We start from the raw sequence: 25,385 nt of genomic DNA, 5'->3' as shown, positions 1-25,385 counted from the left end.
AGAGGTCGGGTTCGGCGACCTCGACACGGCCATGGTGCACGGCATGCACACGTTCGTGGCCGCGGACGCGATGCTGCCGGGTCCTCCGCCTGGGGTGCCGTGGTCGTACGTCTCAGTCGCGGCGACGGTGCCGACGCGGCTCCGCCCGCAACGCCTGGCGGCGGGGGAGGTCGGGGACGCGCGGTGGATGACCCGGGTCGAGATCGACGAGCTCGACCGGCAAGGCAAACTGGTGCCGCCGCTGGCCGGTGGAAAGATCCACCAGAACATCACGAGTCTGTTCCCCGCGGTGGCCACCCAGCTCGGTGGTGCCCACCAGAAGGTGAAGGCCAGCTTCGCCGTCCACGCGTGGTTGGCCCGCCGCGGCTGGGAAATCGTCGGCGACGAGAACGGCGACCCGTTGCTGGTCGACGTGGGTGGCGCGTTGTGGTCGCGGGATTACAGCGGGTCGCATGGCGCGGACTTCGGCGACACCGTGCCCGAACTCGACTCGATGCGGGACGAACCCGGGTCGCTCTTCGCCGGCATGAACGATGCCGAGGTTGCCGAGTCGGCCGCGTTGTTGGTGCCCATCTCCCCTGCCTTGATCGAGGAGCTGGCCGCGGCTGCCGGGGTGGACGCCTCGGTGGCACAGCGGTTGATCCGACGCCGTGCGTACATCCTCGACCGGTACGGCCCGGCGGGTGTGGAGATGACGGGCCCGGTGCCGCAGGGGCGGGATGCGCTGCCGAATGCGCTGCGGGTTTGGCTGGATCAGGTCACGGACGGGCTGCCGAACGAACCGCTTGTCTTCGTCGATGGCGAGCTCGCGCCGGGGGCGTCGAACCGGCTGGCCGACGGTCGGGTCAGCGCGCCGGTCGAGTTGCCGGCGGCTGGGGGTGTGACTGTCGGGGGCTGGTTGGTCGGTCCGGTGCGGCCTACCGACGGCACGGTACTGGTGCTGGTGTCGGCACAGCGGTATGGGGAGCTGCGCGCTGAGGGACTGCCGACCGGCGTCGACGGGACGTTGCGGGTGGTGGTCGGCAGCACCGATTCCGGCGACCGGATCGTGGTCGACGGCACCACAGCCATGGTCCCGGAGCAGTTCGCGGCGCTGCTGTCGGCGGCGCAGACCGGCTACCAGCCGGGACAGCCCGTGGAGCTGATCGTCGATGTGGCCCGGCTCGACGACACGGTGCTCGCCGAGCTGGAACAGGCACTGTCCGCACCGGTCACCCAGCGAGCCCTGGCCGCGCTAGGGAAGTCGCGTGCCGCCGGTCCGGCATCGGGTGCCGCCGTGCCGGATTTGTTCACCGGGCACAGCCCGGACCGGGCCGTCACCCCGGCCGACGATCTCGCGATGTTTGCCGGCCTGAATCTGCGGGGCGGGGGCCTGTCGGACGGCGAGTCCGTCGCGGGCTCTGACGTGTTTGACGGCACGTCCGGGGTGCACTCGGATCCCGGTCCGTCGGTCCGGTCGGGGGGGCCGGTGCAGGCGCAGCCGTCGCAGGGGGCATGGCCGCCGCCGTACACGGTGGGGGTTTTTGCCGATGGCTCTTACGCGGTGGCCAAGCCGGCGCCGGCCGGCACGGACGGTCGGCCCGGGTTCACCGGGTTCCTCATCTACGGCCCGGATGGCACGCCGCGTGGTAGCTACGAGGCGCACACCTACGAGGAGGGCGACCACGTCGCGACGTCCCGCCTGCTCAACCACTCGGACGTCCCGGGCGCCCTGGACCTGGCCACGTTCTTCGCGACCCAGCACAGCGACAAGCCGTACTTCCGGTCGGTGAGGGTGATCAACGAGAAGGTGCAGCAGATCCGCGCCAGGGACTACCGGATGACGCTGCTGCCGTCGTCGCAGGCGGGGTCGCGCGACTACCAGGCACCGCGGGAGGTGGTCAACCGGATCGCCCGGCAGCGGTTGGCGGAGCAGGGGTGGACGCTGGCGCCCGACGGCGGCACCGCGGCGACGCCGCCGTTCGGCCCGCCTCGGGACGCCGACGGGCGGCTGCAGGCGCCGGGGGCCGCCGGGGACGTCCTGCCGCCCGCCGACGTGCGGTACTTCTACCGGCTGGCCAAGAGTGTCGGCTGGACCTCGAAGACCGATGCGCTGGGACGGGCGTTGCACCGGGTACAGAAGGTGGGCGGCCTGCGCACGGAGGCGGACAAGGCTCGCGAGTTCGTGCAGCACGTGGTCGACACCGGCAGGGAGGTCCGCCGCGACCTGGTGCTGGACGGCTACGGTGTGTACCGCGCCACGGTGAACGGGCAGGTCGTCACGGTGCGGGCCCGGGTGGAGCCGGACGCGGCCGGTAAGGACCGGGTCGTGGCGGCGCGGCGGCCGATGCCGCTGGACCGGACGCTGGAGCGGTTCCGCGGTGACGAGATCCTGGCCGACCTGGACCGGTTCGGGTGGCCGGTGCGGGTCAGCCACGACAGTCGGATCGAGCGCCTCGACTGGACCGCCAACCGGACTGCCCTGAGCATGCCCCCGCAGGTCCACATCGACCCCTTCGACGGCAGGTCCTGGCCTGTGCTGCAGGAGGCCCACGACGCGCTGGTCGGCATCACCCTCACGGAGGACGTCCGCCTGTTCCGCTTGGCCGATCCGCAGCTACACGATCAGATCCGCTGGCGGGTACACATGGCCTACTCACGGTTGATCGGACAGGACGGTCTCGACAGCAAGTGGGACGCCCTTGAGGACTTCACCAGGTTCATCGTCGACTGGATCGGCTCCCCGCCGCTGCGCAGGCTGGCACGGATCACGCCCCCGGCCGAGGCAGAGGGGGTGTTCGAACCGCCGGAGTGGGCCATGGGGCTGCAGATCCGCCAGCCGCTCGACCGCATCATGCTGAATCTCGTCCACGAGGTGCTACACGTCGAGCAGGCCACCGTGCTCTCCTGGCGGCTGGCGGGCCGGGACGGCGACGAGGCATACGCCCGGATCACCGACGACGCCGACGTTCGGACCGAGCTCAGGACGCGGCGACCGGACGACGATCCCAGGTATCCGGCCGCCGAGCGGCAGCTGGTCGCCTGGACGGACGATGGTCAGGCGAATCGGATCGTATACCCGCTGGACAACCTGTTGGCCAACGCGACCTCACGGCTTGACCAGGGACGCCGGCTCAGGTACAGCCCGCGGATGCTGCGAAGAGCCGAGCGGGGCGTGGATCACCTGCGAATGGCTTCTGCCGAGGTGCGGGCCGCCTACTTCGCCGAACCGTTCGAGGCGCAGGCGTTCCAGTTGGAGCTGGCGTTCGCCGCCGGTGGGTCGGTGCGTGACTGGCACCTTGAGGGGGACGAGCTGGCATCCGCGCTCGAGCAGTACGGCGCGGTGAGCCTCGGTCCGGCGGGTTTCTTCCTGCCGATGACGCCCTCGGCGCAGCCGCCGCCGCGGCTGGCCCACCCGTGGCGTCCGCTGGTGGTCGTCGAGGCGAGGGACGCGGTGCACGCCCGGCAGCGTCTGGGCGAGCTGCGGAACGGGCTCCCGGTGTCCGCCCTCGTGGAGCTGGTGCCCACCAAGCGGCTGTCCGCGGTGGACGCCGTGGCCCTCGCGAAGGTGCTGGGCGACAACCACGAGCTGGCGATCGGCACGGACCTGGTGGACTTCTCCGGTGCGCTTGCGGACCATTTCGTCGCGCGCAGCCGGGCACATCAGACGACGATGGAACCGTTCGCCGGGTACCACACCGTGCACACCGCACCGCAGCGGCCCGACTTCATGCTCGAAAAGATGTTCGAGGCGACGATGCTCGGCGGCGGCCGGTACGAGCTGCTGCCCGGCTGGCACGCGGTCGTGGCCGGCGACCGGGTGTGGATCGGGCCGGCGGACACGTCACCACGGATCGGTGACGGCGACCCCCGGGTGGTCATCGGCGGCCCGGACCGGGACACGCCGTGGACTGTCTGGCAGTACGGCATGTGGGTTGCCCGGGCATTGGCCAGCCACGCCGGGGTGGTAGCCGATGCGCAGTTCGTCCGGGTGCACCGCCCGGCGCCTCCGGTGTTGCCGCGGCCGTGGCCGTCGATGGAGTCGGTGCACGCGGTGACCGAGGACGACCGGCGGCTGCTCGACCTAGCGTTCGGGGAGCACTGGCGAGACGAGTTGCCCAGGGTTTTCGCAGGGCCCTTCGCCATGTACTACCTCATGGACGCGTTGCTGGACAAGGCCGGCGCCGATCCGGCGGAGCGCGACCCGGTCACGCTCGTAGCCGAGCTGGACCGTTATCTGGACGACGCTGGCGACCAGTTGCGCTCGATGTCCCGGGAGGAAGTGCCGGCAGACCCGCAGGCCGCCCGGCGGGAGCTGCTGTTGCAGCGAATGAGGAGGCTCGACGGATCGATATTCTCCCGGTCGACCTTTCTCGCCTCCACCTCGCCTGACCCGCCGCCCGCGGACACCGTCCCAACCGGATCAAGTTTGATTCCGGCGGTCCCCGCGGACGACCCTTTCGAGATGTTGGGCGACCTGCACCTGCGGGGCGGGAACCTGTCGGGCAGCGAGTCCGATGCGGACTCCGAGGTGTCCGCCAGCGAGTCCGTTGCGGACTCTGAAGCGGTCGACGGCGGTCCCCTTGTGCACGGCAACCACGCAGCAATGGTGGACGGGCCGGCATGGGCGACCGATCCGGCCGCCATCCGGCTGTTGTCCCACTACGGCGACGTCATGGCGGCAATGGAAAACCTGCAACTGACGGAGCGCCAACTGTCATCCATGGTTGGCGACTTGTGGTCGTTGGCTGATGGTGGTTTCCTGGCCGATCGGGTTTCCGAGGTGCTCGACAACGTGGAGATCGGGCACGGCATCGAGCTGGTGGAGCAGGCGTTGGGCACGGTCGCCGGCGTGGACGTGCCCGAGCTGGCGGCGCTGCTCAACGACGCGTTGATCGCGGCGGCGCTGGTGCCGACCCGGGAGGCATGGACGCGGGACGGCAGGGTCGCACGACGCGCGGTCGCGCCGATGAGTGCGGCCCGCCTGAGCGTGTTGCTGGACCACGTCGCGGCTGTCCTGGCCGACGGTGGGGATCCGCTGGCGGCACCTGAGCTGGCCGCCATCGGTTACGACCGTGGCGAACCACTGACGATGCGGTGGGCGCGGCTGGGCCTGTTGAACCTCGCCCCGGCCGTCGCGGCGGAGATGATCGAGCCGGGGTCGCTCTTTTCGGCGTTCCTGCACAGCCCGTTGCTGGCCGAGGCGCTGTTCGCGGCGGCCGGCTCGTCGCCGGTCACCTACTTCGGCAGGGTGCCCGAGGTGCCGTTGCCGTTGCCGGTGCTGACGAGCCTGCCCACGGTGGCGGGCCTGATGACCGTCGCCCGGGGCCTGGCCCGCCGAGCCGAGGCTGATCTCGACGAGCTCGGGCCGATGATCCGGGCCAACATCGAGCCGTGGGGGCGGTCACGACTGGCCGCTGTCAAGGCCACGCTAGACAGGATCGAGGCCGAGGCCCGCGACCTGATCGGGAGCGGCGCTGACGCCGACGTGGTCAGGACGTTGCGGTCCATGAGCGCGACGGCGACCCGAGCACTGTACGACGTTTCCTCACTCGTCGCGTTGCGCCGCGGCGATCCGGCCCCGGCCGACGAGAATGCCGTGGAACCGGCGAGTCGTTGGTGGTTGGCGGCCCGTCGCCCGGCCCCGGACTCATCGGTTTTCGGCGCCGCGATCAGCGAGCTACTGGCCGTGCCGGTGCTGAGCGCGGCGGCGGACCTGCGTCCGTGGTTGGTCCACGAGCTCGGCCTGAGCTGGCTGTGGGAGGCGGTGGCGTACCAGGGCGGCGCGCTGCTGTTCGGTCCGGGCGCCGCGATGCTGGCGGTGCACGCCGGCAGCGATCAGGGCCGCCGATGGTTTCTGCTCACCGGGCCCAGCCAGGCGGCAGGCACTCAGGTGGAGCTGTCAGACATCGGCCACTACCTGAGCCGTCACGAATTCACTCACGCCGACTTCTGGGCGCACGGGTCGCGGGCGGTCCGGCCGGCCCCCCGTGCCGCGCTGCGCAATCTGGCACTGCGGTACCGGCGTGGTGATCCGGATGTCCTGCTGCCGGTCGGCGACGTGCGGGTGCTGGTGCTGCGTCTGGTCGGAGCCGGGTCCACCACGTCGGAGCAGCTGGCCGCGATCGTGCTCCTCGGCGCCGTGGACGACCCGACGCTGATCGCGATGGTCAGCGACGACGAGGTCATGACAGCACTGGGCGAATTGGTCGACCACGACGTGATACGGCAGTTCCTGGCGCTGGCGGAGCGTCGCTTCGTGGCCGGCGCCGGGGCCGTCACGGCGCGCGACCTGCGCCCGCGCGGCATCGCTCCGGCGGGCGCCGCGGACCTGCGTGCGCTGACCGAGAACCTGGCGGCAGGTGCGATCGACGCTGTTGTCGCGGAGGTACGGCCGCTGTCGCCGCGCGAGCGGGCGGTCGCCGTGCGCTGGCTGGAGTCGCTGCGCGATCGCGCAGCCGAACCGGACCAAGAGCGTATCGACGTCGGTGGTGGCCTGTCCGTCGCGGTCGAAGTTGTGGACCGGGTCGTCGACGAGCTGTACCGCGACCTGGATCCGGGCGCGACCGCGGCCGTGCTCCGCGAGATCACGATCACGCCCGCGGCTTTCCAGGGCCCCTGGGTCGCCACGGTGCTCGGTCTGACGCCCGCACCGGCTACGGCGACCGCCGCGCCGTCGAGCGAATCCGTCTCCGCGGGTTTCGTCGACCGGCTGCCCGGTGAGGCAGAGGGTTTCGAGTCCAAGTACGAGCGGACTCTGTTGGCGTATCTGCAGGGAGAGTGGAATTCGCAATTCGGCGAAGTCGAACGACAGCACCTCGATCCCGTCAACGCCGACGAGCTCCAGCGCATGTTGGAGCACTACGAAGCCATTACACGGCTCGCCGCGCGATACATCGACCGAGTATTCGGTCGGCTCGCCACAGCGCCACAACTGACAGCCGACCGGCCGGGGCGGCCCGGCGATCTGCACGACGGCTGGTTCGCGGCGTTGGACAGGCAGAGGGCGGCGACCGAGTCGGAGCGCTGGGACGAAGTCGTGCAGGCGCTGCGGGGCTACGGGGCCACCAAGGCTGTGGTCGACCTGCTTCGCGCCCACCGCGCGACGCCGCGCTTCAACCAGCCGGCCAACGTCGAGGCCGAAACGATGGAGCGCGTGATCGCCCGTCTCGCCCAGCAGCCGGACGTTTCTGCCATGGTCCTGGGCATTGAGCGCGGCTGGCCGGCCCTGACCCGCGGACGGGACGTCCACGTCCGCGTACTGGTCCCCGATGCCGGCGGCCGCGTCAACCAGATTGAGCGATGGGCCGTCGCGTTCACCCAGGTCCACGAGCTGTTCCACGTCATGGAGCACCCGCGCCACGAGGGTTTCCGGCTAAGGCTGCCGGAGGCGTCGCTGGCCAATCGGGTGCTGGCCGAGGGCCTGCCAACCTGGCTGAGCCGGATCATCTACGCCGGCCTCGAGGCCGACTTCCTCAGTGGCGATCCTGAAACGCGGGCGATCGTCGAGGGCGACTATGCGAGCCTGCCGCAACTGGCCGCCGACGACCTGCGTCACATCCGGCCGCGGGACTACAGGGAGGTCCACGAGGTTCGCCGGCTGGCGGCGGTGGTCGGCGAGGAGAAGAACCTGTTCGCGGCCTTCCTGCTCGGTGACATGGAGAAGATGCTCGACCCCTTGACGTTGGCAATTCTGGGCTCGCCCCGGGCACCGCTGTCGGCGGCGAGCGCATCCGCCGTGGTCGGCCGGCTCGCCGCTCTCCCCGCCCAGCAGCGCAGGCGCACGCTGGTGAGTGCCTACCTCGCGCCGGACACGCCGGCTGACCAGATTGACAAGCTGCTCCGCCAGCCGGGGGCGGAGTCGCTGTCGGTCTTCACCTCCTCCGAGCCGGCTGCCCCGGCGCTACCCCTGGTCGAGGGGCCGGCATTACCGGACCCGGGTCGCGCCACGCAGGCAGGGCAGGAACCGGACCCGACGTCGGCGTGGCCCAGTCCGCCCGATCTGGATGCCTCCGCTGCGCCTCAGTCCGTGGCGGTCGATGGGCGCCCGTCCGGGCCGGATGCGGAAACCTCGGCGAGCGGCGCGGGCGGTGCGCGGCAGAGCGCGGCGCCCGTCAGCCTGGCCGGGATCGCGCGGATGGCGCTAAGCGCGTTGGCGATCTTCGGGGGCGGTTCGTGGATGCAGTCGGCCGGCGTCAGCGGGTCGGCGGCGCCGAGCGGCGTGGTGCCGGGTGGTCCGGCCCAGCCCGGCGCGGGCGTGTCGCCCGGCGGGTTCGCGGGCCGGGTGGTGATGTACCACCAGACGGTGTTCGAAGGCGACCGGTACGTGTCCCCGCTCGGCCTGGTGGAGCACGGCACCGGGCTCACTGACCTGATCGTCGCCGCCGTGCACTTCAACGATTCCGCCGCCGGCCAGCCACGTCCCCGTTCCCGGGAGGCGACCACCGACACGGTGCTGCTCAACGACGACCCGGCCGGAGCGCCGCGCCTGCGGCGGCTGTGGGACGACATGGCGGCCATGCAGCGCCAGGGTACGCGCGTGTTGCTGATGATCGGCGGCACCGGCGGCGGTTTCCGGCAGTTCAAGGACGAGTTCGACATCCACTACCCGAACCTGCGGCGGCTGCTGGAACAGCGCCGCTTCGACGGCGTGGACCTCAACATCGAGGAGAACGTCGGCACCGGGTTCATCTCGCAGCTGATCACCAGAATCAGGGCAGATTTCGGGCCGGAATTCGACATCGTGCTCTCCCCGCACGTCCCCGAGTTGCTGGTCGACGTCTCGCATACCGGTGTTTCCTACGGCGAGCTGTGGGACCGGCACGGGGACGACATCGCGTATCTCAATGTGCAGTTCTATAACACCGACCTCACCCTGGACCGCCTGATCAGCTACCCCCTGGTCGTGGACGGCCTGCAGCGGGGACAGGAGCGGTTCCCGGCGCAGAAGGTGGTGGCCGGGGTTATGGCCCACCCGGAGGACGGGTCGGCGGGCTACCTGGATCCGCAGCGACTGCGGGATGCGGTAGCGGCCGCGATGGCGATGTACCCGTCGATGGGTGGCGTGTTCGGGTGGGAGTACTACCGGGCGCTGCCGGGCGGCCGGGATGCTCCTTGGGAGTGGGCCAGGGCGGCGTCGGCGATGCGGGCCGAGCCCGGCCTGACCGTGCGTATCCAGGTGAGCAACCAGGGCTGGTTCCTCGCGTCCACGAAGGTGTACCTGGGCGACCGTCAGGTCGGCCAGAGCGGTCTGCTCGGTCCCGGGCGGTCGCAGTCCGTAGCGATCACGCTCGGTCCTGAGCACGGTGCGGCCCTGCGCGAGGGCGTGGAGCTGAACCCTCCGTACCCGGCCGGCCGGCTGCGGGTGCGGGGCCGTGACCTGTTCGGCAGGGAGGCCGAGCAGAGCATCGCGCTGCAATGGCCGGGCCAGTCAGACGAGTTCGAGTTCCACGGGACGGTGTTCGGCGGATTCGAGTTCGTCCGCCTCGACGGCGCCGACGCGGGCGGACGACCGGGACAGGCGCCGTCGTCGCGGTCGAATTTCGTGGCGTTCCCGGTGATCTCGTTCACCGTCGGCGCGATCGCCCTGGGCGCCGCCTACCACGCGGCCACCCTTTGGGGTACCCGTCAGCGGTCAGCCGACCGTGACGCGGACGGATACGACTACGTGACGTTTCCCCACGGCGTGGCCGTATCTGCCCGTATGGCGGACCGGGCGCCCGCGGACATGATGAGCGACCCCGGCTACAGCACGTTCCTGCTCGATCGGCGCGGCGACGATTCGGTGCTGTACCGATACGGCCGGCCGGTCCAGGCCGACCCGGAGTCGCTTGCGGCGTTCATCCGTCGGCACCTTCACCCGGGCATGACGGGGACAACCCTGCGGATCCTCACGCCCGGCGAGGTCAGCGAGTCGCAGCGGCGGCTGCTCACAGCGACGATGGAGATCCTCGCCCAGCAGCCGACGCGCGACGAGGTGAGATCCGGTCCTTCCCCGGACGGGCTCGATCCGGTGGTGGTGGTGAACGGGATCGTCCGGCAGGTGGACGCGTGGTCGCGGCGGGATGACCTGGCGGCCGAGCAGTTCTGTGTGGTCGCGATGGCCGCCGCCCGGGAGGTCATCGCCCCCGACGGGCTGCGCGGCGGCCGGATTCGCGAGGACGGGGACGCCAGCGACGTGGTGTGGCGCGGCTGGGGCAGGCCCGGCACGTGGCCACTGGTGAACGACTTCGCGGACATCCATCGGCTGGTCGAGCAGCAGCCGGGCAGTTTCGGGTTCGTGGTGCAGGCGTGGCCGGGCAGGATCGGGCACGCCTACGTGGTGATGCATCACGACGGCGCGGCGCGCTGGATCGATCCGCGGCATCCGGGTGCGGGCGGCGTGCGCCTCCTGCCGCCCGGCACCTGGCCGGGGGGTGCGCTGGTCGACCTCGCGGTGCACGACGGCCAGGGCCCGGCGACCGGGGCGCGGCAGTTCGATCTGCGGGTCCGCCTCTACGACAGCGCCGGGGCGCCGCTGCCGATCCCCGCGTCGGTGACCGCCTCGCTTCCGTCGCGCGACCTCGAAGCACTCCTCGACCGCGGGTTGCACTACGCGGGCACCGGCAACGAGGACGAGCAACGCGACTTCGTCGTGTATTCGGGCACACCGCAAGGCCGGGCGTCATCTGGCGAATTCCGCCCAGATGAGGTGGCGCGTCACGCGGATGGGCTGTTCCGGCTCGAGTACGAGATGGTCCAGTTCTTCGCCGGGCCGGGCAGGCAGCTCTACCGGACCTCTGCCGCCGCGAAGCGGGCGGGGGGCGATGGCTCGCAGGTGGAAAAGCACATCGTGGAGCGGGTCAGCGGGGTCGCTCGCACCCACATGCACGAGGTGACCCGGCCCGAGCCGAGGCTGATCTATGACGCCTACGCGGAGATGACCCGCCGCACTGCCGCGATCGGCCCGGGCGACATGAAGCCGATGCCCGTGCTGTTCGACGGCCTCCGCCTGAACTTCTCCGAGATGGGGGACAAGCTTCTGCTGGCGCGGGGTCCGGAAGGCCCGCTGCTGGGCTCCCATTTCCAGTGGAGCTCCGGCGTGGTGCGCGGCGGCCTGCGCCGTCTGCTGGGCTACCTGGCACCGCGGGTGTGGCGTGACGAGTCACGAGGCTATCTGATCAAGGCGAGTCTCGACGAGAGCCTCCTCGCGGGCGACAGCATCGCCACGGGCTATGGGCCGTGGAGCCGGAGTCGCGACACCCAGCCCGATGCGGGCGGGCCGGACGTGGACGCGGCCGTCGCGGCCGAAATGATCAGCGGGTACACCGCCTGGCTGATGCACCACGCCTTCGCGCTGCCGTACGCGTTGGCAAAAAAATATAGTGCGGTTCCCAAGCAAAACGTGGCCTTTGTCGCCCGCTATCCCTTCCAAGCCATGCTCAACAACTACCCGAAGTCGGTTCGCGTGTTCCTGGCCGAGCACGCCGACGCGATCTGGGAACGGTTCAAGCAGTGGACCAACCACAGGCTCGGCACCCTCGTCAGCGACTCCGGCGGCCGATTTGAGCTGACCGACGACACCACCGCCCTCACTAGGGACGGGTCCCCGGTCCGGGTGTGGGACTTCTTCATGAGCGGACTCCGGCAGGACGTACCGCCCATGGACCACACGATCTTCTTCGGGGAGATCACCAACGTGCCGCCGGACATCGCGGGTGGGCTGCTGCTGGAGGAGCACCTGGTCGGCGAGGCGCGGGGCGTCGGCCTGGAGTTCATGTCCGAGACGGGCGGCTGGAAGTTCCACCAGGGCCTGGCCAAGGTCAGCGCCGAGGAGTACGAGCGGGTGCTCATCGTCGCTCCCGAGCAGCGGCATGCCGACAGCCGGGCCTGGTCCGAGCGGGCCGAAACACCGGCTGGTGTCGTCGCGTACCTCCAGGGCACCGCCGGTGCGCGGCCGGCGCACGTCGACGAGCTGCACGAGGTGGCGCTGGCGCAGGGCCGGCCGGTGGTCGTCATCGCGGCCGATCCGCAGCCGACGCCCGGTGACGTGGTCGTGCGGCACGGCATCGACGACGCGGCCGTGGACCGCCTCGACACGCTGCTGCGGGACATCCCCGGCCTGGCCCGCAGCGCGTTGTTCGTCGTCGCCGGCTACCACCCGCGAATGCACGAGCTGCGCCGGCAGTACCGGCTGTCGATGCTCTACCCGCTGACCGCGGCGGACACCGAGCGCCCGGGTGCTCCGCTGGTGGTCGCCCATGCCGACGGCCGAGGACCCTTCGTCGCCGCGATCGGCATGCGGTTGGTCACCTTCGACAACGAGGTCGACGACTCGCTGGGCCCGGTGCTGGACGGACGTCTGCTGACCACGGCGCTGCGGCGGATCGACGCCGTCGCCGAGACGGCCCTGGCGCAGGGGCCCGAGTCCGCCTACGGGCCCGGTCCGGGGCTTTCCGCCGACTACACCGCGCCCGACGGCACGCGGTACCGCTGGCAGCCCGGGGAGGGGCGTGTGCTGCTGCCCGGCTCGACGCAGGGCACGCCGGCCGGCGGCGGGATCCCTGGCGACGTGGCCCGCTCGGTGCGGCTGCTTGAGGAGGCGGTCGACGGCTACCGGACGGCGTTGGGCGATGGGCATCCGGCGACCCAGCTGGCGCGGCGCAACCTCGATGCCGTGGCCGGGACGGCAGCCGCCGATCCGGGGCAGCCGACCCCGGCCGGCCTGCCGCGAGTGATCGTCGACGACCACGTGGACCTGCTGGCAGCAGCGAGCCGGGAGGAGCTGCCCTCGTGGCACTGGCGCCTGCGGCTGTCCGACGGCGCGATCGCCGGGCAGATTCTGGCGGTCGCGGCCCGCCTGGCAGGCCACGGATCGGTCGTGGAGTTAGTGCGGGAGCTGGCGCATCAAACCGCGCCGCTGCTGGGCGTGCGGGAGCCGGTGGTGCTGACGCTGCCGGTCGCGCCGACCGCGGACGAGCAGGCGCTGTGGCCGGAGGAGTCGGGCCGGGTCGACCCGTTGACGTGGTCGCTGCGCGTGCACCCGGGGCTGTCCGAAGCCGGCGCCGTGGTCACTTTCCTGCACGAAGCGGCGCACCTGGAGGCGCTGTACCTGCTCGCGGCCGGCGCCGGGCACGCGGTGTTGCGCCGTGACGAGCTGATCACCCGTCTGACGAAGATGGCCACCAAGGGCGTAGACCAGAAGGAGTGGGAGGAGTGGCCGGCCTGGCGGCAGGAGCTGTACCAGGCCATGTTCGGTGCGGGCGCGCAGGTAAGGACCTGGGCGCATCAGGGGTTCGCCGGGGCGGCGGCCACGTTGGCGGCGGCGCGGCGAGGTGAAGGCCCGGACGTCACCGCCGCCGGGGAGTCGTACGTCGAGTGGGCGAACCGCGTGGCCACAACCTCGGCGGAGCGGTCGGCGTACGCGGTCGAGGGCGCCCAGATCCGGCGTGCGGTGCGCGACCAGGCGCCAGGCGACGTGCGGGAGGTCCCGCAGTTCGACGTCTACGCCGACGGAAGGATCGTGCTTTCGGACGGGACCTTTGTCGCATCGATCGGGTGGCGGAGGGTGGTCGGCGGGTTCGTCCATCTGGCGGACAATCTGCTGCTGCGCCTGGACGGCCGGCTGGAGCGACTCGACCGGCAGGATGCGCTGCGGCTGGCGACCGAGGCCGGAACACCTCGGCGGGTGTTGGTGCCGACCGAGGCGGGTGCGTTGGGGCGCGCCGGCGGGGATGATCCGATTGACGGAGTGAGTGTCGACGGGACGTTCGTGCCGTTGGCGTACGCGGAACCCGCCCGGCATGGGTTCGGCCGCTGGACCGGACGGCCCGTGACCGGGTCGGAGCCGGTGATGGAGCGGATCATGGCCGGCTGGTGGTTGCGGTCGGCGGCGGAGCCGTCCACCGACCGCGAGCGCGAGTTCCAGGCCGCGGTCCAGGGCCTGCGCTCGAAGACGCCGCTGTGGGTGGTCGGCGGGCCGGGAGCGTTCGCGGTGGAACTGACCGATCGACCGGTGAACATCCTCGTCGCCAACTCGTACGGCCGCCTGGCCGGCCTGCCGGGCCCGGGCAGCCAACTCATCCTCGCCGGCGCGATGCTGCCCGGCGGGATGCCTTCGTGGTTGGTGTCGGACGAGGTGATGGCTGGCGTGGCGGTGCGGTACACCGCCGGCGAGGTGTTCGGCGGCCAGAACGGGTCCTTGTACAGCACACAGCCGTGGCGCGTCATGCGCCTCGACGGACAAGACGTGCGGACCGTCGACGGCGGGAACGTGCTGCCGGAGCCCGCGTGGTGGAAGCGGGCGGCACCGCCGGCGTTGCCGCTCGACGTCGTACAGATCCGATCGGACCTGCTGGTGGTCTCCGGCGAGGATCCTGTCGCCGCGCTGCCGCCGCAGCTGTGGAGTCTGCCGGCGGAGCGGGCACGGCTGACGGTGCTTGTCGAGCCGGGCGACGGGCTGATGCACCGTCTGCAGCAGCTGATGTCCGTGCTGCCGGACGACATGGCCCGCGCGACGCGGCTGGCGGTGATCGGCACGGCAGCCGCCGCCGCGGGCGTGGCCGATGTCGCGGAACGGCTCAGATTGCCGCTGGTCGCCACAGTGTGGACGGGGGAAGGGTGGCGTCCACCGGCGCGCTGGCTGCCGGGCGTGGGGTGGCTGCGGCCGGTGTCCGCGGCGCAGTGGACCGGCATGCCGCCTGCCGTGCCGGAGCCGGGCCGGATGGCGATGACGGCGAACCCGTACGTGGGCGAGCCGGAGTTGGTCGCGGCGCCCGCCCTGCCGAAGGAGTGGGGCGACCCGACGGCGGAGAGCCCGGCGCCGATGGTCAACGCCGATCCGGTCGATCTCGTGGTGTGGTCGCCGGAGTCGCTGGAGGTTCGCCTGGACTTCGTCACGAACCGGCCGTACGTGCTCGCGATGGCGGACCCGGTCCGCGCGGCAGCCGACCACTCGGGTGGTTTCCTGGTGCGGGTCCGGGTGCCGCGCCACACGGCGGTCTCGCTGAGCACGCCGGACGGACCGGCCTGGCCCCGGAACGCGCCCGAACTGCGAGCCGCCGAGAACGGTACGTTTCTGCTGACGAGGTCCGCGCTCGCAGAGGTGACCGTCACAGGCGTGTACGAGGTGGACGCCGCGGGCCGGCTGGCACGCGGTCACGAGGTCGAGCCGCTGGAGACGCCCGAGAGCGCGGCCGCCCGGCGGTCGTTGCGCCTCATCCTGGCGCAGTCGCCCCACCAGCCCGCGTTCGACGAGTTCGCCGCCGGCTACCGCGCGCTGCGCGACGAGGCGCCGCGGGTGCTGGGTCTCGACGATATCGTCGTACGGCAGTTGCTGCAGGAGCTGTCCCAGCTCCCGTTGTCGCTGGCGCGGCTGACGGCGCACGTGCCGGACGTGTTCGGCGATCCTGTGGTGGCGGGCGCGCTCCGCTGGATCGACAGCCAGGTCGCGTACCTTGACGAGCCGCGTCGCCACGAGGTGGTGCGACTGGTCGCCGACCTGCTGCTGGCCGTCTCTCTCGTCCCGACCAGGGAGACCCGGGTGGACGCGGTCCGTTCCATGAGACGGACCGTCGAGCCGGTCACGCCACGGATCATGCTCGGCGTCCTCGCCGACATCGCCCGTGCGCTGCACGCGGGTCACGACCCGTTCGGCAGGGGCCAGAACATCGAGACGACCGGCTACCGCACGGATCTGCCGCTGTATCAGCGGCTCGCCCGGCTCAACCTGCTCGGTCTGACCAAAACCGCCCGGCGTTTCGTGCTGAGGCGGCTGCAGAGAAGCGCGGACCTGCAGCCCGACGTGATGGTGGAGGCATGGTACGCCGTCGCCCTCCCCCGTTCCCCGTTCCGGAACGCCACCGCGGCGGCTGCCCACCTCTGGGATCTGCGGACCCGGCTCCACCTGTGGGGCTTCGTGGAGGTCGTCCGCACGTACGCCGGGGACATGGAGGCCTCGCTGCGAGAGATCGTGGACGAGTCGCTCGCTCAGGCGGTGCGCGATGCCGAGCAACCGCTTCGGACCTTCGTTGAGGTGACGCGGGAGCGGGTGGAGGCCGTGCGTCACGCGGTGCGGGCGGTCGAGAACAAGGCGCGGACACTGGCGCACCAGTCGATGACCGCGGAGGCGCGTCGGGAGCTGCCGCCGCTGATCCAGGACATGGTCCGGACCGTTCTGGAGCTCGCGAGGCGCCTCGATTTCGGTTTTCGCGGGAAGGAAAGGCGTTTCGAGGAAATCGGAACGGGAGTGCATCACGGGCCGACGTGGGAGGCGCAGGTGCCCACGCCGGCCCGGTTCGGGGTCGACTGGGCCGACGTCCGGGGCACCGCCACGGTGGCCCTCGAGGAGTCCCGCGACGAGATCTCCTGGCGCGAGCTCGCGGTGCTCGGGTCCGGCGACCCCGCGATCGACGTGCGCCTCACCGAACCGCGATATCGGGTGCGAGCGACGGCCGACGGCCAGGCAACGGCGACGGCCTACGTTCTTTCGGTCGACACCGTCCCGCCGACGCTGCACGACGATCCGGACCGGCCGGTCGATCAGCCCGCGATCGACTCGGAGGCGTTCAGCGATCGCGTCATGCGACTGTTGACGGGGGGAGCGCGACGTCCGCCGACGGAGGACCTCGCCGGCCGCCTCGGTGACCCCGAAGGGCGCGCGGCGTTCTGGCGATACGTGTGGATCGCGGGCGGCGTGCACGTCAGGGGGCCTGCTCCCGAGCCGCCGGCGGTGGGCGATGCGCACCTGGTACTGCGGGCGATCCGCGGTCGGGCAGGGGCCCGGGAGTTCGTGGTGGGGGATCCCGGGACGGGGTACTCCACGCACATCCCGCTCGATGCGTTCACTGGCAGCGGGATGCGTGTCGAGCCGATCGAGGATCTGGACGGGCCGCCGAGCTATGACAGTCTCGCGGAGCGACGGGTGCCGTTCCTCGGCGACCCGGACCGGACCGGCCCGTTCGACTACGGACCGCCACCGCCGAACGTCGTCACGACGCTGCTCGCGTCAGGATTCGATTCCGACAGCTTGCACGCGCTCATCTCCGAGGAACGGTTCGTCCGCTTCGCCGTCACCGACCTGCACCACGCGCTCAGCGTGTGGGGCCTGACGCGCAGACCGGTCGATGGTGGCGGCTTCTTCGAAGCCCTGTGGACCACCGCCGTGAATGCCGGTTGGGTAGGCGTTCCGGACGGGATGCGTGTCGAGGACGTGCAGGAACTGGTCCTGCGCGCGCTGGAGGAGGATTTCGCCGCCGCGGCCCGCGGTGCACCGTCGCGGTGGGCGGCCTCGTTCGGCTTCTCGAGCATCGGGTCGACCCGGCTGGCGGAGCAGCGGCGGGTGCTCGACGCGATCCGGCGGGACGACCTGTACGCGAGCGGCGTGGCCGCGCAGATCGAGTGGGTCACCGCCGAGGTGTGGGGCGTGGCGCTGGTCGTGCTCAACCCCACCGCGCCGGGCGTCCAGACCGTGCATCAGTTCGGGCCGACGAGGGTGGAGGTGATCCGCGCGGGAACCGCCTACGAGGCGACGATCGGGCGGCCTTGGGGCCAACCGCCGACCCCTGAGCCGAACCTCTCCCCCGTGTCACCGCAGGAGGCGGCGGCGCTCACACATCGCAGCGAGGAAATCTCTCAGGCGTACGACGACGCCGAGGCAGCAAATTATCGCACAATGGAGGCTCGGGGCATCGACGACCTGAACCCAGAGGTGCGGCACCCGTACACGTTGCGGATGGAACGCCTCACCGCCGAGTTCCAGCGAACGTTCGCTCGCATCACCGCCGACCCGGAGAACGTCAACACGCGATACGTCGCCGAGCTCGACGAACTGCGGGCCGCGATGGTACGGCTGGGCTACGAGCTGAACAAGGCCATGTCGCTGCAGGCCGAGCTGCCCTCCATCCAGCCGTGGCCGGTGCGAATCGGCCACCGCCCGACTCGGCAGGATCAGACCGAGCTGCCCTCCATCCAGCCGTGGCCGGTGCGTGTCGGCTACCGCCCGACTCGGCGGGATCAGGTGGAGGCCGCTTTTGAGGTGACGCTGAACCGTGCCCGGGCGTTGCACGCGCACATGACCTCACGTGGTCTCCCGCCGGACCTGCGTGACGCGGCCGTCACCGCCAGTCCGGGCGCGACAGAGTTGATCGCGTTGCGGTACGTCCTCGCGGTCATGTCCCGGGCCGACTCCGCCCGTGAGGTGCTGAACGTTGACGACCGGGGCGATCTTGACGTCCGGGCCGTGAACGGGGACCGCGGGGCACGCGCGGTGCTGCGCGGCGCGTACGCGGCGTTGGCGCGGTTCCCGGTGGTGGATTCGCCGGTGTTCGCGGTGCTGCCGAATCCGGACGATCCGCTGGCGGGTCGGACGTTGGTGGTGGGTGAGGTGACGCGGCCTGAGCCGGGCCGTTCTGAGTGGGTTGTGGTGGAGTTCCCGGCGGGTTCGGGGCGGGACGTGTCGGTGTTGTTGGGCCGGCCGGTGGGCAGTGTGGTGGTGGTCGACTCGGCGGGCATGGGCCATGTGCGGCGGGCTGACGATGTGGTGGCGGTGTGGCGGGGGGCACCTGCGGTTCCGGTGGTGTCGCCCGTGGCTGTGGGGCGGTTGGTTCCGGTGTTGCGGGGGGCGGCGTGGTTGATGTTCGGCGCTGAGGGGCGGGTGGTGGTGCGGTTCCGGCCGCCGGTGTCCGACGCGGAGCGGGTCGTGGATCCGGCGGTGGTGCCGGCGAGGCACGTGGTGGTCGATGCGGAGGCCATGGCGAGCGGGATTCGGGTGGCCGGGCGGCCTGTCCCGTCCGAGGTGCTCGACGCGTTGCTGGGGGAGTGGGGGCTGGCGGACGGGCCCCGGTTGTCGCTGCCGGTGGAGGGGTCGTCGGCGTCTCCTTCGACACCGGACGCTGGGGCGTCGCCGGCGTTGCCGCGGGTCGTGGTCCGTGAGGGCGTGGACGTGTTGGCGCTGGCCGCGGGTGGGGAGCTGCCGTCGTGGCACTGGCGGTTGCGGTTGTCGGACGCCGCGGTGGCGGGCCGGATCCGTTCGTTGGCCGAGGAGGTGCCGTTCCGCGGGTCGGCGGTGGAGTTCGTCCGGGAGTTGGCGGAGCGGGCGGCGCCGATCGTGGGTGTGCCGCGGATCGCGGTGGTGGAGCTGCGGGACGAGCCTGGGGAGGACGCCGCGGAGCGACCCGAGGAGTCGAGTCGGGTCGACGGGCTGACGTGGTCGTTGGCGGTGCGGGACCGGCCGGGGGTCGAGGAGGCGTCGACCGCGTTCCTGCACGAGCTGGCTCACCTGGAGGCGTTGCGGCTGCTGGCGGTGGGCGAGCGGGATGGGGTGCCGGATCGCGACGAGGTGACGACGCGGATGGCGGAGGTGATGGTTGGGCCGGGTGCGCGGGAGGGGTGGCCGCGGTGGCGGCGTGAGCTTTACGACCACCTGTACGGGGAAGGCGCGGCTGGGCGGGTCCAGGCGCTGCGCGCGTTGGCGGAGGCCGGGCGGGCGTTGGTGCGGGCGAACCGGCGCGGTGTGGGCCTCACCGACGCCGAGGCGGTGTACACGGCGGCGGTGGCCGGGGTGGCCGGGTTGCCGGATGAGCGTTCGGCGTACGCGGTGGAAGCATTGCACCTGCGGCGTGTGGTGGAGTACGACACGCCTGAGGACGTCGGGCGGCCCGGCACGTTCGAGGTGTTCGCCGATGGGCGGATCGAGGTGCCGGGCATCCCGGTGGTGTCCGCGTCGGGCTGGCGGCCGGTGGCCCGCACGTTCGTGCATCCCGGTGGGGGTGTGCTGCTGACGGCGAGCGGGCGGCTGGAGGTGATCGGTCGGCAGGACGCGGTGGATGAGGTGGAGGTGGGGGCGGCGTCGGCGCCCTCGCTGCGGTTGGTGCCGAACGAGTCTGGTGTGGTTATCGGTGACTATCCGGTGCCGTTGCCGTATGCGGGTCCGGCGGTAGGTGGCTTCGGCCGGTGGCGGCTGCACCCGCCGGAGCAGCCTGTCGTGGCCGACGGTCTCCGGGAGGAGTCCATCCCGGCCGGTCAGTGGTCGCGATCGGGGGCGGAGCCGTCGACCCCCCGAGAGCAGGCTGTCCAGACCGCGGTGCGGGGCCTGCGGCAAGATGTGCGGCCAGTGTGGGTCGTCGGTGGCCCGGGAGCCGGGACGGATGTGTGGCCGGCGTTGCCGATGAGGCTGGCCCAGCGGACGGCCCGGGCGGTACGACTGGTGTTCATCGATCCGCTGCCCGGCGGGGTGCTGCCCGCGGCCGTCGCGGACGAGATTCCGCTGGGTGTGGAGGTGTTGCACACCGAAGGCGAGGTGTGGGGCGGGTCGGCGGGCACGTTGTACTCCACACGTCCGTGGCGGTTGAGCGTCGCAGGCCTGGACGGGGTGGAGACGCACGACTACGGCAACCTGTATCCGGCGCCGCCGTGGATCGGGGACCTGGCCGGGGTGCGGCTGCCCGCTGCGGTCCGGCAGGTTCGTTCGGATCTGTTCGTGGTGCTGCCCGACGACACGGCGGTTGAGCAGCCGTTGCCGGAGGCGTGGTCGGCGTGGCCGGCGGATCCCCGGTGGTTGACCGTGTTGGTCCTGTCGACGGACCCGGCCTCGCTGGCCATGCGGGTCTGGGAACTGGCGCAGGTGCTCCCGCCGAGCCTCTCGTGGCGGGTGCGGTTGGCGGCGACCGACGCTGAGCATGCCCAGCAGGTGATGGGCGTCGCGGCGCGCCTGCGTCTGCCGCTGGTGTTCGCGTCATGGACCGAGCACGGATGGCAGCCGCCGGTTGAGTGGCTGCCGGGGCGCCGGCGGCTGGTGCCCGTTTCGGCGGCGGAGTGGGCCGGCGAGACCGATGCGGTGGCGGCCGCCCGCGAGGCGGGTCACGTGCCGGTGACCGCGGCGGGTCAGGTGGGCGAGGGGCCGCCGTTCGTGCCGCTGAAGGGAGGGCGGTCGGTGCTGGCCGGTCTGCCCGATCTGGGCGGGCCGGTGTTGGTCAACGGGGACCCAGCGTTCCTGATGGTGTGGTCCCCGGTGCCGGTGCGGCAGGTGCTGCGCTCGGGCCTGGTGACGGCGGCGCCGTATCTGGTGGCCCGGTTGACCGCGCGGCAGGTGGCGCGCGGACATGCGGGTGGGCACGTGTTGGCCCTTCGGGTGCCGCCAGGGGCGGCGGTCTTGGTCCCGCCGCGCGTCCCCGGCCGGGCCTGGTCGTCGCGTCCCTCGATGTTGGCGTTCGCCGAGGAGGGCGGCACCTTGCTGCTCGCCGCGTCCCAGCTTGACCAGGTGGCGGTGGCAGCGGTCTACGACGTGGCGGCCACGGGGGAACTCGTCCGGGGGCACCGTGTGGAGCCGCTGGAGCGCGGCGACGGCGAGCCGTCCCCGCTCGGCCTTCAGCGGGCGACACCGGCGCATCCTCATGACACCGTGGCGGACGAGTTCGTGGCCGCGTACTCGGCGCTGGGTGAGGAAGCCCCCTGGATCATGACGGTGTCCGACGCCCGGCTGCGTGCCTTGGTGGCTGAGCTGGCGGCGTTCGCCGGGCCGGGCGCGCACCTGGAGGTGTACGTACCGGAGACGTTCGGCGAGGCCGGCTTGCGTGAGGCGGTGGGCCGGATCGACGCGTACGTCGACGGGTTGCCGCCGGAGCGTCGCGAGCTGCTGGTGCGGCTGGTCGCGGACGTGTTGCTGGCTGCGTCGCTGGTGCCGGTCAGGGAGTCGCGGGTGGTCGGCCGCGACGGCCGCTACAACCGGCAGACGATCCAGCCGTTGACGGTGTTCGACGCGTTGACGCTGGTGGACTCTGTGGCCACCCGCGTCGCTCATGGGGTCGATCTGTTTGCCATCGACGGCAACTTCCTGGCCGTGGGTTACGACCCAGACATTTCGCTGGGTGGCCGCCTGCTCCGCCTCAACGCGCTCGCGTTCTGGGAGAACGCGGAGTCGGCGGTGCAGGATGAGGTCTTCGCACTGCTGGAAGAGAGCCCGCTGCTGGCCGAGACGTGGTACCAGGCCAGCCATCCGGTGCTCGCCCAATTCGTGGGCGTCACGCCGACAGCGGCTCTGCAGTGGGCAGCCCATTCGAAACTGTCGCTGGCCGCCGTCCTGGTGCTCAGCAAGAGGTCCGCCAGCAGCGTAAAGTCCCAGCTCGATCAGCTCAAGGAGCGGAAGGCCGTCCTGCTCGGCATTCCTGACCGCAGTGGATGGAAAGGCCGCTCACGGACCGTCGGTGAGGCGGCTGAACAGCGCGTTGCAGCCGTCCAGACGACGATCGACACGATCACGCAGAAGATCAAGGCCCTCGTTGCCGGCAACGCGACGCCGTCGGAGGCCGGGGACGCACTCGCGCCGCTGATCGAACAGCTGGCGCGGGCTCAGCAGAAGCTCACCGCCTACGCCCACCTGCATGAGGAGCTCCGGGACACAACGCTGGCGGTGGGCCCCGGGAGGATTGAGCGTCACCGTCTGTACGCCTTCGAGGATCTACCCCGGACCGTCTGGTTCGCGGCATCGGTGTCCGAATCCGCGGACGACGTGGTCGTGGAGGTGCGCGAACGCTACGGGACGCAATGGAACGCATTGGTCACGTTGCGCGACGGGCAAGCGCAACGGGTGACGGCGTCGCATCCAAACCTGGAGGTCAGGGTCCGATCCCGCGTGCCGGAGGGCGGTCCGGAGGTGACCGTTACGGTGGCGTACCTCCGCGAACCGCCGGTGCTGACCAGCCGCGTGGTGCCCCGGCACTTCGACGGCTCGGATCTGGCGGCGGTCGCTGACCGCGTCCGCGCTACGCTCAACGTTCCCGGAGCGCAGCGGCGAGGCGTCGTGAGCGAGGGTGACCTCGCGTACCGGGAGCTCGTCAGCCAAACGCTGCCCGGGGTGGGCGAGGAACCGTCACGCCCGCTGGCCGACGTGCCCGGCCCGCTCGCCCGCCGGGAACTGTGGCTCGACTTGCGGCGGACGAACGGGCTTCAGCTGCGTCATCGCAGCGAGCACGACGGGCCCGCCCCCCTCGACGTGTATCTGCAGGCGCTGCGCAGGCATGACGGCACCCAAGTGTTCGCGATTGGCGACCCGCGATTCGGCGACTACTCCTACGTCCCGGTCGCGGACTTCGACCCCACGCCCTGGCTCGCCGAGCCGCTGCGCCAGTGGCCGGCGGACCCTCCCGACTACCTCTCCCTGCAGATCCGCGCGTTGGTGCAGCCGACGCCGCCCGCGTACCCGGCGACGGATCAGGAAGCGCGCCCCGCGGTCGCGCGCCCCGCGGTCGCGCGCCCCGCGCTCCGGCCGGAGCCGGGGGTGATCCGCCAGCTGTCGCAATGGGCTGAAGACCTGTCGGGATTGGCTGGAGACGACGAGGCCGTGATGTCACGGCTGATCGCCGAGGAGCTGTTCCAGGATTGGGCCGTTGCCGACCTGCAGAAGATCCTGATAGAGCTGGGCAGGTCACGCGGTGATAACCATCCCGGTCTGGCCGGCGCCATCTGGGCCGCCAACCGGGACGACGACCAACACCGGTGGCTCGACGAGGACGCCACGCCGGAGGCCATTACCGACAGGGTCGCGTCCGCGCTGGCCGACGATCTCGCGGCAGAGCGACGCGGCGAACCGTCGCGATGGGCTGTGCACTTCTCGTGGCCGCGGGGCCGCGCCGACCAGCAGGCGGCGCAGCGTGCGCTGCTCCTCGCGGTGCGGGGCAACCGGATGCCGAGCGCGGAGCACGTCACCGGCCTGGAGCGGGTCTTCGCGGACGTGCTGGACGTGCCGTTGACCGTGCTGACCTACACCGTGGACGGCCATCAGATCGTCCACCGCGGGACGGAGCCCCAGCCACCGCGCATGTACCTGATCCGTGCGGCCGGGGGATACCAGACGGTTTCCAGGGCGCCGGGAGGGACGCCCCTGCTCAGCACTGCGCCCGCGACAGGAAGGGAGGCATGGCGCCTTAGCCTTACTCGTGCCAGACGGCGGATGGAATGGCACGACCTCGTGGAGCGCGTGCGAAGCGGCCTGGCGCAGCGGGCGGTTACCAGGACCGCCGCGACCCAGATCACCACCGTCGAGGCCTATCTGGCCAGAATGTTCGACGGTGTCTTCGAGATCCAGGAGGACGCGGAGCCAACCACGCTCAATGACGCGATTCTGGCCGTGGTCAACGACAGCATGTCGCGGCTGGCCGCCGAGGTGGAGTCCTACCCACCGTTGTCCCTCCCGCCGCAGGCCGCCGAGGTGGAGTCCTACCCACCGTTGTCCCTCCCGCCGCAGGCCGTGCAGGCCCTTACTGAGCCGTGGCCGGTGCGTGTCGGCTACCGCCCGACTCGGCGGGATCAGGTGGAGGCCGCTTTTGAGGTGACGCTGCCCCGTGCCCGGGCGTTGCACGCGCACATGGCCTCACGTGGTCTCCCGCCGGACCTGCGTGACGCGGCCGTCACCACCAGTCCGGGCGCGACAGGGTTGATCGCGTTGCGGTACGTCCTCGCGGTCATGTCCCGGGCCGACTCCGCCCGTGAGGTGCTGAACGTTGACGACCGGGGCGATCTTGACGTCCGGGCCGTGAACGGGGACCGCGGGGCACGCGCGGTGCTGCGCGGCGCGTACGCGGCGTTGGCGCGGTTCCCGGTGGTGGATTCGCCGGTGTTCGCGGTGCTGCCCAACGCGGACGATCCGCTGGCGGGTCGGATGTTGGTTGTGGGTGAGGTGACGCGGCCTGAGCCGGGCCGTTCTGAGTGGGTTGTGGTGGAGTTCCCGGCGGGTTCGGGGCGGGACGTGTCGGTGTTGTTGGGCCGGCCGGTGGGCAGTGTGGTGGTGGTCGATCCGGCGGGCATGGGCCATGTGCGGCGGGCTGACGATGTGGTGGCGGTGTGGCGGGGGGCACCTGCGGTTCCGGTGGTGTCGCCCGTGGGTGTGGGGCGGTTGGTTCCGCTGTTGCGGGGGGCGGCGTGGTTGATGTTCGGCGCTGAGGGGCGGGTGGTGGTGCGGTTCCGCCCGCCGATGTCCGACGCGGAGCGGGTCGTGGATCCGGCGGTGGTGCCGGCGAGGCACGTGGTGGTCGATGCGGAGGCCTCGGCGAGCGGGATTCGGGTGGCCGGGCGGCCTGTCCCGTCCGAGGTGCTCGACGCGTTGCTGGGGGAGTGGGGGCTGGCGGACCGGCCCCGGTTCTCGCTGCCGGTGGACGGGTCGTCGGCGTCTCCTTCGACACCGGACGCTGGGGCGTCGCCGGCGTTGCCGCGGGTCGTGGTCCGTGAGGGCGTGGACGCGTTGGTGGCGGCAGCCGAGAGCGTGCGGAACGGGCGGGATCGGTTGGCCGATCGGGTACGGCAGGAAGCGGCGCGGCTGGCCGATGGTGGCGACGGTGTTGTCGCGGCGTGGGAAGCGTTCAGCGGGGGCGTCGACGCGTTGACGGCCCAAGTCCAGCAGATGTTGGTCGGGGCCGCCGAGGTGGCGGCGGTGCGGG

General features: G+C 71.5%; 1 protein-coding gene (only partly in view). It reads left to right on the top strand.

Positions 1-25,385: part of a zeta toxin family protein coding region (locus AB0G14_RS20185; protein ID WP_357699484.1), annotated on the top strand (this coding region is incomplete at its 3' end). Its footprint runs off both ends of the window (7,982 nt to the left, 15,836 nt to the right); the window shows 25,385 of its 49,203 annotated nt.

This window comes from Micromonospora sp. NPDC023814, from assembly GCF_040639595.1.
In the GTDB taxonomy this organism is placed as follows: Bacteria; Actinomycetota; Actinomycetes; order Mycobacteriales; family Micromonosporaceae; genus Micromonospora.
The sequence above is the reverse complement of the archived record's forward strand: the minus strand, read 5'-3'. Positions and strand labels throughout refer to the sequence as shown.